We start from the raw sequence: 12087 nt of genomic DNA, 5'->3' as shown, positions 1-12087 counted from the left end.
TCTGCATCGATCCAATCCAATCACAGGAGACACAAAATGCGACTGGTCGTCATCGGTGCCGGCTTCGCCGGTATGTATGCGGCATTGTCCGCCGCCCGGCTGCGCGACATCCACGGCGTTTCGCCCGAGGCGCTGGAGATCGCGCTGATCGCCCCGGAGCCGACCTTGGTTGTCCGTCCGCGGCTCTACGAACCAAACCCCGAAACGCTGACGGCGCCGCTGCTGGATGTGCTCAAGGCGATCGACGTGGTCTATGTGCAGGGCACCGCCGAGGCGATCGATGCTGCGGCGCGCGAAGTGAGCATAGCGGCACCCGGGGGCAAACGAACGCGGCTCGCCTACGATCGTCTGGTCGTGGCCACCGGCAGCCGGCTGTTTCGTCCGAGCATTCCCGGCCTTGCCGAGTACGGTTTCAGCGTCGACTCGCTGGACGACGCGGTGGCCCTCGACAGGCACCTGCACGGACTGGCCGGCCGGCCGGCCGGGAATGGCCGCGACACGGTCGTCGTCGCCGGCGGCGGGTTCACGGGCATCGAGGCAGCCACCGAGATGCCCGCGCGGCTCCGCGCCATTCTCGGCCCCGATGCGCGGCCGCGCGTCGTCATCGTCGAGCGCAATCCGGTCATCGCCCCCGACATGGGCGAAACCGCGCGTCCCGTCATCGAGAACGCATTGAAGCGGATCGGCGTGGAGACATGGCTGGGAGTCGGCGTTGCGTCGCTCGACCAGTCCGGCGTGACCTTGTCGGGTGGCGAGCGCATCGCAGCCGAGACCGTGATCTGGGCTGCCGGCATGCGTGCCGCGCCCCTGACCGCGCAGATTCCAGCCGAGCGCGACAGTTTCGGCCGGCTGCTGGTCGACCGCGACTTGCGCGTGCCGAGCGCGGCGGGCATCTTCGCGACCGGCGACGCTGCGCGTGCCGCCTGTGATGATGCCGGCAACTACGCGCTAATGTCGTGCCAGCACGCCACGCGGATGGGCGCTTTCGCCGGCAATAACGCCGCCGCCGAACTGCTCGGCGTTCCGACCGCGCCTTATCACCAGGCGGCCTACGTCACCTGCCTCGATCTCGGCGAGGCCGGCGCTTTGTTTACACGCGGCTGGGATCGGACGATCGAGATGGTCGGCGACCAGGCGAAGAAGACCAAACGCGAGATCAACACCGCCTGGATCTACCCGCCGCTTGCCGAACGTGCCGCCGCGCTCGCCTCCGCCGATCCGGAACGCGTCACCGATCTCTGACCGCCTCACCGAACGAGCCGGACGTCTTCAGGGATGAAACCAGCCTTCAATAACCTGCAACAGGAGACCAACATGAATCTGCAAAACACCTCACACCTCGTCACACCGAAGCCGGATGAACTGGTGCCGTCGCGCTATGCCCTGAAGGTCGGCGAGATCGACGTGCTGGTGATCAGCGACGGGGTGCTCCCGCTGCCGACCACGATGCTCGGGCACAACGCTGCGCCGTCGGCGCGGGCCGCTTGGTTCAAGGACATGTTCCTGCCGACCGACGCCTTCGATTGGGCCCTGAATGCCGTCGTCGTCCGGAGCGGCGGCAAGACCATCCTGATCGACGCAGGGCTCGGGTCGGATCCCGACCTGAACCTGCCGCGGGCCGGACAGCTGATCAAACGCCTCGACGCCGCCGGTATCGATCTCGCGTCCGTCACCGACGTCGTGCTGACCCATATGCACATGGATCACGTCGGCGGCCTGCTGGTCGAGGGCGTGAAAGACCGGCTGCGGCCGGACCTGCAGATCCATGTTGCGGCCGCCGAAGTCGAATTCTGGCGGGCGCCGGATTTCTCGCGAACGGCGATGCCGGAAGGCTTCCCGGACGCGCTGCGCGCAGCCGCGAAGCGGTTCGCGAGGGAGTACCACAACCAGATCCGGCAGTTCGACGAGGAGCACGAAGTCGCGCCGGGCGTCGTCGTCCGCCGCACCGGCGGTCACACCCCGGGACACAGCATCGTCCGCCTGACGTCCGGCGGCGAAGCGATGACCTTCGCGGGCGACGCCGTGTTCACGGTCGGCTTCGACCATCCCGACTGGCACAACGGCTTCGAGCACGACCCGGACGAGGCAACGCGCGTTCGCGAGGGATTGCTGCGGGACTTGGCGAAGACGGGCGAGCTACTGGTCGCCACCCATATGCCGTTCCCGTCCATCGGACGCGTCGGGCGCGAAGGTAACGTGTTTCGGTTCGTGCCGATCTACTGGGACTACTAATCGTTCACCGGATTGAAGCCGGGCTGCGGCGCAGGACATCACCAACGGAGTGTGCCTGCGCCGCAGTTTGCAAGGCTGGTCAGCCGGCTTCGCCGATCGCGCTTAGGCGCGAGCTCTAACTGGTTCCGGTGATCCGGCAGCGGTCCTCCACGGGCTCACGGCTAGGTCTTCCCAATTTTGCGAACCGGTTCGCTAGGCTGCGATTAGTGCCATCCGGCACGTTGATCTCTCGGGTCTTTCTTCTTCTAGCAACACTGTGGGTGTCGGAGCAGTGCCATACTGCAATAAGTGAGCAACAGAACTTACGACCGCCGAATCTACGCCGCGGAGAGGCGCTTTTATCTTGCCGCTTTAATCGGCCGGATGTTCTGCCTCTCCGCCACGATCGTCTTCGTCGTTTTCGCCATCGGTGCTCTCCATCTTCATTGTCAAAAACACGCCTGCAGCGCGGTCTGATCTGCAGCTCTTCGACAGCGAGGAGTTCCAGTGCGCCGTGCAGCTTTCCGCGCTCAGCGACGGCGTGGCGCGGCTGCACGATGGCAGCAGCATAGCCGTCGCGGCGCAATTTTCCATCGGTCTGACGGAGCCACGTCACAGGCAATTTGGCGCGATCGCGCCGTCCCTTCGGACACCGCGTCGCAGGCAAGATAGCGTGCGTTCCGTCGTCTTGGATCTGCACCGGTCCTCATCCGCTGCCAGCGGAGCTCCATCACTTCGCGCGTCGTCCGCGACGCCTATTCGTTGCTGCCGGGCTGTTGCTATGGTTCATGCCAGCGCTCCCAGCAGCCTGCGGTCCTTGCGCTTGGCATGGGCGGCCGCGTCGGCGGTGCTGACGGCCTGATCGCCGCAATACGCCGTGCCGTCGCACCACATCGCGTGCATGATCACCGCCAGTTTGCGCGCCACCGCGACCACCGCCTTGCGGTGTCCAGAGCGCTTGGCAACCGCCAGTCCCCAGGTCTTGACCTTGTCGCGACGCTTGAAGCGCGTCAGCAGCGCGCTCGCCGCCTCGTAGAGCGCGCGCCGCACGTCGGCGTCGCCCGCCTTGCTGATCGGCCCCTGCACATCGATCGAGGTGCCCGACTGCCAGCGCCGCGACGTCAGGCCAAAATACGCCGCGACATCGCGTGACCGCCGAAAGCGCGACGGATCGTCGATCGCCGTCATGAAGCTCAGCGCGGCGATCGGCCCGACGCCTGGAATCTGCATGAAGCGCCGGCACAGCTCGTGTCCGGCGACCAGCTTGACGACCAGGCCGTGCAGCCGACAGTACTCCTTCCACAGCGCCGCGCGTGCGTTCAGCATGGCATCGATCAGCTCGCTGATCAGCGCGTCGCCGGCCACCGCGTCGCGCACGGCCTGCGCAAAGGCGCCGCGGCCGATGCGGTTGAGCCGGATGCCGAACGCCTTCAAGGAGTGCCGGATCGCGTTCTCGAGATCGAGGAATTTGCGTTTGAGATTGCGGCGATGCGTCAGCAGCAGTCGCAACCGATAGCACGGCGCGGTCTTGATGTGCGCGCGCCGGAACCAGCCAGTGCGCATGATGTGCGCAATGCCAAGCGCGTCCGCACGGTCGGTCTTGTTGCGCTGCGCATGCAGCGCGGCGCGCACGTGCTGGGTCTCCAGACAGATCGCCGGCAGGCCGCGACGGAGCAATTCGCCATGCAGCCACGGCGATAGCGCGCCGGCCTCATGGCCGACCCGCCGCAGCCGGCCGAGATACGGCGACAGCGCTCCCTTGATCGCGTCCGGGTCGGTCATCACCGCGACCTCCAGCAGCACTTCGCCCTTGTCGTCGACCATGCAATCGCGGTCTGATCCATGCCGACATCCAGTCCGCAGAAGAACTCCATGGCGCGCCTCCTGTGTTGGTGAGAGCGCTCATTCTGCATGGCGGCCGCTGCCGCGTCAGCTGACGGACGGTCAGGTCGATTAAGGACGGCAGGGAGTAATCGGGCGCTTCTCCGCCTTCTGCTCCGACATGATCGTCTCCTCTGCTTGGTATTATACAGCTGCACACGAGCGGTCGACAACACGGCATTGGTACGGCTTTTGTCGTGATCTCGAGGTGATGACATCTGGTGGTCCATCCAGGAGTTCGTGCTCAGCCCCGCCAGCCAAGCGGGCGCACATGTCGTCGTCAGGATCGCGGGGCAACACAGACACAGTAGCGCGCTCGACGTCTCAATCGAGCTGTCGTCGCCGGCAAGATAGCGTGCTCTCCGCATCCGCTTCGATCCACCAAACGCCTCTCCGCCGGCCGGCGGAAGCTCAGCCAATCTTCTATTGTCGCATCGTCTGTCAGACGGTGCTCGCCAGAACTATCACATAGCGGCGGCGAGGGCCGTCGGGTTGCTAAAACTCGGTTCAGCGGCACTTACATCTTCGGCTGCGAAACCGGAACACAGATCCATCGATCCACATGCGATGCATAACCACCGCCAGCTTACGCGCAACGGCCACCACCGCACATTTGTGGCCACGCTTGGCTGCTATCCGAACACCCCAGGCCTTGATGCCGCACCATCTCTTGGAGCGCTCCAGCATCGCGCTCGCAGACTCGTAGGGCACGGTACGAACCTCCCCGTCACCGCACTTCGAGATGTGCCCTTCGATGTCGATCGATGTGCCCGTCTGGATGCGCCGGGAGGTCCGCCTAAAATGCGCCCCTTCGGTCTTCGACTTGCTGAACCTGTGCGGATCATCGATGGCCGCCTTGAAGGTCAGTGCCGTCACCGGACCGACACCGGGAGTGGCGCAACAGCGTCGGCAGAGCTCGTCCCGGCCGACCATCTGCACCAGCAGATCATGCAGCTTTTTGTACTCGGCCCACAGCGCCTCCCACGCTCTCAACATGCAGTCCGTGGCGGCGTCGAGCAGGACCAGCAGAACAACGTCGCATGCGGAATCCGGCTTGATTCGTCCGATCCGCTCTCCCCGGTTTGCACTCTCGGTGCAGGCGCGGCCTTTGATCAGGATGCGAACGGGGCCGCCGGAGCCATGCCGGATGGCGTCATATCCTGCCGCGCGCGCGACCGAGAGTTCGAGCCCGAGGCATTCCGCGGCGGCGAACTCGACGATTTCTCCAGTGACGCCGAGCGGCTTGCCGGTGAGTGCGTAGTACTCAGCCGCGAGAGCCGGACGGCCGCCAGGATCGCCCGGACGCGCGATGTGGGGCCGGCTTCGATGGGTGGCAGATTGGCTAGAGAACGCGCTGCCATCGTCATGCGGGCATCCTTGCAAGAAGATTTATCCGGCGCAAAGGGAATTCGGCCGTTGCGGTTCTCACGCTAGCGCTCTTTTGTTCAGCGCCAACGCCCCTTGCTCCGGCGTGATCGCGCCTGTTCGCCTGCAGGCAGGCCGTCGCTTAATGATGCAAGCGCACCATGGGAGCTCTCCTCCACTGCGTTGCGGTCGCCAACGATGCATCCGCCTCCTCCGGCGCAGCCGCCTCCGTCCAAGGCCGCGATTGGCGCGGCGAACGATGGAGGCTATCATGCGACTCCGGACAATTGGCAAACTGATGCTGCTGACCCGGGATGAGCTCGGATGGCGTCTTACATCCGAGCCGGGAGTGCGGTCGAGCATCGTTGTAGTCGGTCCGCTAGCATCGGAGCGCGACGCGGGCCCGCACGAGCGAGGTGAACAGGGTCTCATTTAGCAGTTCATACCGTAGGCGGCCGTTGAAGCTCTCGATGAAGGGGCTTTGCATCGGCTTGCCCGGCGTGATGTAGTGCCAGGCGACACGGCTCAGATCGGCCAGTGTCAGGATGGCATGGCTGGTGAGCTCGCTGTCGTTGTCGCTCACTACCGTCTTGGGCTTGCCACGCTCGGTGGCCAGCCGGTCAGCTCTCAAGCGAAATGGGCGCCCGAGAGTGAGGTGTCGGAAGGAAGACTAGCGACGCCCCAAGTCCGATTATGAACGCGTAGAGATGCGTGGGATGCGCTCGCGACGGCCCTTATAACGTCGACGAGCCGCGGATTTCGATTTTGCAGGCAGCTTACGCCGCGATAGTTGCGCTTTCGCCGGCCTCCTCTCCCTAGCTCAAATAGACACGACCGACTTAGGGGAGCTTGACCGCCCTACTAGGTTGTGATGGAAATGTTGAACACGCAATCGAGCGGGGGCTCCAGGTATGCGTCGAGGTGGGGTCGCGTGCGCAATGCTGCTCGTAGGGCAGCAAGCTATTGCGCATGACGCCGTAAACGGCGCAAAAGGGCTTCACCCTGAGAAGACGGCAACGGCGTTCGATAAGATCAGCGCGCTCAACTTGCCGCCGGCGGGCCACATCGCCATGTTTTCGATCGTTCGCCGCGACAGCGTCTGGGGTGCGCGAGGCATCACGGTCTGTTTCGGCCCGGCCAATGCGGTGTCTGACCGCCAAGTACTGATTGAAAAGATCATAGCGGTCGCTGACGAGTGGACCGTTGGAACAAAGGTCTCTTTCGATTGGGGACCAAAGCCGTACCGAGTTTGTGAGAACATCACCTCTGCCATGGTCCGCGTGAATGTCACAGCGCCAGCGGATGACAATAGCGCCTACTTTACATCCCTCGTTGGCAATCAGTCTACCACGTCGTCACTAGCTGGTTATGAGCCATATTCGATGACGTTACAGTTTCCGAACGATAGCAAATTCTTCGGTCAAACTGAGGTCTTCCGCTTCTATGTGCTACACGAGTTCGGCCATGCGCTTGGTTTTGAACACGAGCACCAGCGCGTGGAATGCGACTTTGATTGGCAATATGTCGCCGATCACTTCAACTTCCCCAATGTCGCGGAAGCCAAAGCCAATATGGGCAGGATCTTTACTTCGACGATCCACGCCTATCCGGACAATGAGGCTGTCATCGATGGCGTATTCATCACGACCAAGTACGACAACTATTCCGTGATGAAGTACAATCTCAGCACTAAGGCGAGCCCGGGCGGCGATGATCCAGACATCTATGCCGACGGAAAGAAGAGCAGCTGCTATCGCAGCGGCTGGGTCTCAACGCTCACAAAGTTTGATCGCGCGGGTATGGCCAAAGCCTATGGCGAACCCCTGGTCGCCATATCGGCCATCGCGCAAGGCTTGCAAGACACGCGCGGTGGCCTTGATACCAAACTCAAGGAGCGTCTATCGAACCGGACCTTAGGACGCTCCGACGTGCTCTCTGCTGCCAGCATCAAACGTAAATTTGGGCCTCTCCCGCCGTCAATGCTGACGGACGAAGAGCGCCAGGTTAAACGTGACATTGAGACTCTTAAACAATTTCCAGGCGCCATATCGGCGCTCAAAGCGGTGCTGACGGAGCAACCGCCGAAGTAGATCGGAGATAGTGGCGTGCAGAAACGTGGCCAAATCCTTTTTGCTCTCGCAATACTCAGTCTCACGGGCTGTAGCAGCATCTACGAGGTATCCGTGGACCCAGGCACGACGGTCCCGGTGAATGTCGTATTTAAGGCGCTACGGTGCGAAATCATCACCTTTCTCGAAGCAAACCGGTTGCGTCGTGCGGCCTTCCCGGGTGCGGTCAACGCGCTCGGCTATCAGGCCGCCATTGATCAGTTTTCCTATATTGATCTGGATGAAGGAAAGTATGGCGCCCTACAAGTTGATCTAAAGACCATTGACACGGTCGGCCTCACGCTTGGTGTCGACTGGAAGACAGCGCCCATCCCTTCCGGAAAGTCGCAGACTTGGCATCTTGGCCCGTCGCTCAATGGCTTCAAGACATACACGCGGACGACCGTCTTCGCTCTGCCCCAGGACGGAAAATTAGGACCCTCAAAGCGAAACATGCAATCAAAGTCGGACCTGGCTGGCGAAGACGGGGCGGAGGACGCTGGGTTCTTTTGTTACGTCGAGCCACCGTCCGAGAGGCCCCTCAAGCGCACCGTCGCAGATATTGAGGCTCTCGTTGCGCACCAAATTCCAGAGGTCGAGAAATTCGAGCGCATCTACGTGGACGGCACGGCAACGTTGGCTCAATGGCTTGAACGGACAATCAGCCGCGAAATGGCGAAAAGCTGGCTCGCTAAAGGCGACTACATGGAATCCGTCTATGCCGGCCAACTTCAATACTCGTTCGCCCTCGACATCAAACCGGGGATCGATCTGAAATATACGTTGATCGCTAACAGCATCTCCCCGCTCGTCCCCGACCTGTCCGCCTCGCGCGAAAATTCGGGTACCTTCACCCTCAATCTGAACACGCAGCATGTCGTTGCTGCTTTCGGCGCAAAGAACGGCTCTGCGCTTATTGCCTCAGATGTGGGCCCGCCACCGCCATATCAGGTCTGGGGGCCGCCACCAGAACCCAAGAAGTCACCGCCAGGGGGTCATTTTGCGCCCGTTCCTAAGCAGAGGCAGGGGGCGTCGGCACCTACCCGCGCTCCTGCGGCAGTGCCGTCTCGGGGTCCAGGCGTGCGCTTGGAATATCCCCTGCCCTTGCCGTCACTGGTGCCTCCAGCCAATCAGTGACCTTCACAGCTCAGGAGTACAAGAATTGGCACACAACGGGATCGGATCGCGGTGCAAAAATACCTTTGGCATGCTTCTCATGTCTGCATGCCTCATTTTAGCTGCGGTCAGCGCGGCAAAAAGTGCGGACGACATCGACCACACGACAAGCGCTCGCAGGGACGAGAAGTGCTCACCCTGCGTGCTCATTCTTTTCCTCTACGACCTAAACAAGCAGTGGCACGTGATCCGAGCGGCAACTTATAACAGCCTTGAGGCGTGCAAGAATGAAGGCGCCCGAGTTAACCTGGACATGATGCGCGAGATCGACAAGAAATCGCGTCCCACAACGAATTTCTATTGCCTGAGAGAAGGTCTGTGAGGCTGCCGTCCAGTACAAACAGCTGGGGCAGGTCACATGTGGAAACGCTCGGCCCCGCCGACGATCACACGCTCGCCCTCAACCATGCGCCTGACTTCGCCGGTCCGCACACGCCGCACTGGGATCTGCTGCACGGGCCGGAAGGGTTACATCTGGTCTGATTTGTACGAAACTCGCGGACGGCTACGAAGCCTCGTGCTCCGCGAGCATCGAATAGCTAATCCAGACTAAGAGAACGAGAAATATATTCGTAGAGACGATCATCCACTGGATCACCCGAGAGGCGGTGCACCATGGCCTGCGTCGAGGCGCGATGGGCCATGGCTGCCGTGTGGCTTCAATCTGGAAATATGTTTGCCCGGCCAGATAGCTCATCACCACTAGGACAAGAAGAAGGATGATTGCGATGAAGCCGCCAAGAATTATGAGATGGCTCCAATGAAAGTTTCCGCGTAGCCAGACTTTTGCGTACTCAACGACAAGTCCCAGGCCCGCAGTGAGCGACGCCACGAATGTGGGAGCGAGCCCAGCCAGCTCAACTGCACCCGATACCAACTTCGTCGCGGTTTTTACGAGGTGTTCGTGATTGGCGCCGAGTTCAAAGGCTCTAAGATCTACGGCGACCTTAGGCTCGATGGCCCGCTCATTTACCGGGTTGATGAGCTCAACAACGATCGCAAAGAACGGCGGCAGTGTTGCGACGATCGCCGTTTCGAGGTCCATGTCATGTCGCCGCGATCGTCATGGAAAACGGAACGCCACATGTGGCCGACGACGAGGCAAGTGATCCGATAGAATCCTCCACATCATCGCATTGGATCGGCTCTGCCGAATTTTTGGGGCCGCCGTTCCGTCGCAGTTCAAAATCCAGAGTGACGGTTACGCCGGATGCGACCGATACACGGCTATCGCTCCATTGATCGTATGTTCCAGAGCCGTCTACAAACTCAATGCTCCGCGTGCTATTCGGCAAGCTTGCTTTGACTTTCACGTTCTGAGAAAGCGCGGATATGTTTTCGACGCTGATCACGTGCTTAATGGGGGGAGTTCCGCCTGGAATGCTAGAAACCGAGGATCCTGTCGAGTCTTTCACGTCCATGATCACATAAAACAAACCAGACACATTCGAAGTTGCCGCCACGCTCCCCCCCCCAAATGTCGTATCTTTTTATACGAAGAACTTACCCCGCTGCCGGACGTCTTCTCGGAAGCAGATTTCCTGAAAACTCTTCAAGCAGCGAAGATACCGCTTTGCGCTTCATCCCCAATGTCAGCTCAATTGCATGCGCAATAAACGATTGGCTCGCAGTCTCAAAGATATCTTGTGGTACGCTCACGCCGACATTCTGTCCGCCGTCTTCAAGGCTTTTGCGAACCGGGCCATTGACATTGGCCCACACGACGACAGTACCGGAGGGAGACTTCAGCTCTGCGCGGCAAGCATCGAAACTCTCGAGCGGCGGCTTTCCTTCCGTCGATTGCTGCTTCTCTTCCGGAACAAATTCGTCGTCGCGGATTGCGAATACAACTCTCATGTCCTTACCGTATGCAACAAACTTGCCGCCGACCGGTGGACGTTTTAAAAATTCCTTCGAAAGAGACTCCGCGGCTTCACGAACGATCGCGAGCATCTGAGTCCGCGATACATTACACGACCAATAGACCGAAAGGTCAGTCGCTGAATCGCTCACCTCAGCTCCAAGGGCCGGAGGTTTTCCGGTGGCTTCCGAAACGAAGTAGCGATTTTCGTGTACCGGGTCTTCACGAAGCTCAGCCATAAGTCCCCCACGATGTTGGGGCGTCTGATGTCAAGTCAGCTTCAACCGGCAGACCCGCACCGGTCGCGGCAACTTTCAAACAGCTCAAAACCGTAACACCCGTAGAAAGCCTGAGTTCCTGTCGGCCTCAAGCCGCCCTACGGCCGCGCGGGTCAGTCTTTGCCCAAAACGCGACGCTGTGCTCCGGTTTTCCCCCGAAAACCATTCCCGTTGCAAAAAGAATGCACACGAATCGCGAGAAGCGCAAGTTCGGCAATGTTGCCAAGGCCTTCGCTCATTCACGGTATGTTTCAAACTGTTGCAAAGAGCGCCCGATAAGGATCTCCGAAACACGTAAAGGAGACGTATATCCCTGTCGTTTACCATTAGTCGACGCAAGATGCTGTGACGTTCATCAGCTTGCTGTGACGGTAAGCCCCATTTGCCCGTTCATCGACCACGGCGCTTTCCAACCTTCCGACCACTTCCGTACGCCTTGACGGCCAGCTCGGTTATCCCGCCGGGTCGCCTTCGGCCGTCGGCTCCCGATGCAAGCGCCCCAAGACGAAGAGGACGCCCCTCCACTTCGTTGCGGTCGCACGCGATGCATCCGCCTCCTCCAGCGTTTCCCGCCTCCTCCAAGGCCGCAATGGCGCGACCGCGCGATGGAGGAAGAGATGCACCTTTGGACGATCGACGAATTGATGCTGATGACCCGCGATGAACTTTTCCGTCTAGCCGCCGGAATTGAGCAGGGGCTCGATGTGCTTGAGACCGGATCGCTGGCCCGTCACTACGCCCTCACATAGCTGGACAACATCCGCCGTGTGATGACCCGCCGCGGGCTGCACTTTTGACCGCCGCAAGAAAACGCCCTGCCGATCGCTCGACAGGGCGCATTCTACGAGGCGGCAATCCTGTTCGGACGTAACGGATGGACTCCAAATGCGGCAGCAGCGCTCAGCTGAGCTGCCGATGTTCGTGGAGCACGGCTTGGACGACCGCACCAGTTTCGCACCAGAAAGTGCGTGAACGAAACGATACGAACACTATCGAAATCGGACGAAAGCGCAGGAAAATCAACAAAGCCAGTCGACATACCGCCGCTCATAACGGTCTGGTTGCAGGTTCGAGTCCTGCCGGGCCCACCAATGAGCTCAAGAGTTTACGGCTTACGCACCAAGTGTTTTTCGAGGTGAACCACCGTTTCGACCACCGATACGTTCTGCTTGCGATCCCTCAAGGTAATCGCGGCCGCGGCCTCGCG

Annotated in this window: 10 protein-coding genes and 2 pseudogenes; 6 read left to right on the top strand and 6 right to left on the bottom strand. The window is 60.8% G+C overall.

Annotated elements, in window-relative coordinates; translation table 11 throughout:
- Nucleotides 1-36: 36 nt before the first annotated feature.
- Entirely contained in the window at nt 37-1242 is a 1206-nt protein-coding gene (locus QX048_RS09815) for an NAD(P)/FAD-dependent oxidoreductase (RefSeq protein WP_316172492.1), read from the top strand.
- Nucleotides 1243-1314: 72 nt separating this feature from the next.
- Nucleotides 1315-2232, top strand: coding sequence for an MBL fold metallo-hydrolase (locus QX048_RS09810; protein WP_315724110.1), 918 nt, complete (start codon nt 1315-1317; stop codon nt 2230-2232).
- A gap of 765 nt (nt 2233-2997) precedes the next feature.
- On the opposite strand, the pseudogene QX048_RS09805 reads toward QX048_RS09810, so the two are convergent.
- From QX048_RS09805 to QX048_RS09795, 3 genes and pseudogenes are all read right to left on the bottom strand, one after another.
- Nucleotides 2998-4085: pseudogene (locus QX048_RS09805) on the bottom strand (IS110 family transposase).
- Nucleotides 4086-4599: 514 nt separating this feature from the next.
- Nucleotides 4600-5475 (bottom strand): transposase, encoded by an 876-nt coding sequence (locus QX048_RS09800; protein WP_316172493.1) that lies wholly within the window; start codon nt 5473-5475, stop codon nt 4600-4602.
- A 301-nt stretch (nt 5476-5776) separates the two neighbouring features.
- Nucleotides 5777-6129: pseudogene (locus tag QX048_RS09795) on the bottom strand (integrase core domain-containing protein); the annotation flags it as partial.
- 266 nt (nt 6130-6395) lie between these two features.
- On the opposite strand from QX048_RS09795, the gene QX048_RS09790 reads away from it, so the two are divergent.
- The 3 genes from QX048_RS09790 to QX048_RS09780 all read left to right on the top strand — a co-directional run bounded on the left by QX048_RS09790 (nt 6396) and on the right by QX048_RS09780 (nt 9063).
- Entirely contained in the window at nt 6396-7547 is a 1152-nt protein-coding gene (locus QX048_RS09790; protein ID WP_316172494.1) for a hypothetical protein, read from the top strand.
- Nucleotides 7548-7640: 93 nt separating this feature from the next.
- Nucleotides 7641-8702 (top strand): hypothetical protein, encoded by a 1062-nt coding sequence (locus QX048_RS09785; RefSeq protein ID WP_316172495.1) that lies wholly within the window; start codon nt 7641-7643, stop codon nt 8700-8702.
- A gap of 25 nt (nt 8703-8727) precedes the next feature.
- A complete protein-coding gene (locus tag QX048_RS09780; RefSeq protein WP_316172496.1) occupies nt 8728-9063 on the top strand; it encodes a hypothetical protein in 336 nt (111 codons plus the stop codon).
- Nucleotides 9064-9246: 183 nt separating this feature from the next.
- Here QX048_RS09780 and QX048_RS09775 read toward each other — a convergent pair whose 3' ends face one another.
- Genes QX048_RS09775 through QX048_RS09765 form a run of 3 tightly spaced genes read right to left on the bottom strand, consistent with a single transcriptional unit; the run spans nt 9247 to nt 10841 of the window.
- A complete protein-coding gene (locus QX048_RS09775; RefSeq protein WP_316172497.1) occupies nt 9247-9786 on the bottom strand; it encodes a hypothetical protein in 540 nt (179 codons plus the stop codon).
- A 1-nt stretch (nt 9787) separates the two neighbouring features.
- Nucleotides 9788-10204, bottom strand: a complete 417-nt coding sequence (locus QX048_RS09770) for a hypothetical protein (RefSeq protein ID WP_316172498.1) — start codon at nt 10202-10204, stop codon at nt 9788-9790.
- 40 nt (nt 10205-10244) lie between these two features.
- Nucleotides 10245-10841: a hypothetical protein gene (locus tag QX048_RS09765; protein ID WP_316172499.1), complete on the bottom strand. Its 597-nt coding sequence runs from the start codon at nt 10839-10841 to the stop codon at nt 10245-10247.
- Between the two features lie 656 nt (nt 10842-11497).
- Here QX048_RS09765 and QX048_RS09760 point away from each other — a divergent pair.
- A complete protein-coding gene (locus QX048_RS09760; protein WP_316200715.1) occupies nt 11498-11629 on the top strand; it encodes a hypothetical protein in 132 nt (43 codons plus the stop codon).
- Nucleotides 11630-12087: the final 458 nt, after the last annotated feature.

It is taken from the genome of Bradyrhizobium sp. SZCCHNS30572 (assembly GCF_032484415.1).
GTDB lineage: Bacteria > Pseudomonadota > Alphaproteobacteria > Rhizobiales > Xanthobacteraceae > Bradyrhizobium.
This window is presented reverse-complemented; position numbering and strand designations above follow the sequence as displayed.

Bases quoted from the DNA above. Each gene is read 5' to 3' on its own strand.
- QX048_RS09790 (WP_316172494.1), top strand. From the start codon at position 6,396: ATGCTGCTCGTAGGGCAGCAAGCTATTGCGCATGACGCCGTAAACGGC.
- QX048_RS09810 (WP_315724110.1), top strand. From the start codon at position 1,315: ATGAATCTGCAAAACACCTCACACCTCGTCACACCGAAGCCGGATGAA.
- QX048_RS09765 (WP_316172499.1), bottom strand. From the start codon at position 10,841: ATGGCTGAGCTTCGTGAAGACCCGGTACACGAAAATCGCTACTTCGTT.
- QX048_RS09775 (WP_316172497.1), bottom strand. From the start codon at position 9,786: ATGGACCTCGAAACGGCGATCGTCGCAACACTGCCGCCGTTCTTTGCG.
- QX048_RS09760 (WP_316200715.1), top strand. From the start codon at position 11,498: ATGCACCTTTGGACGATCGACGAATTGATGCTGATGACCCGCGATGAA.
- QX048_RS09815 (WP_316172492.1), top strand. From the start codon at position 37: ATGCGACTGGTCGTCATCGGTGCCGGCTTCGCCGGTATGTATGCGGCA.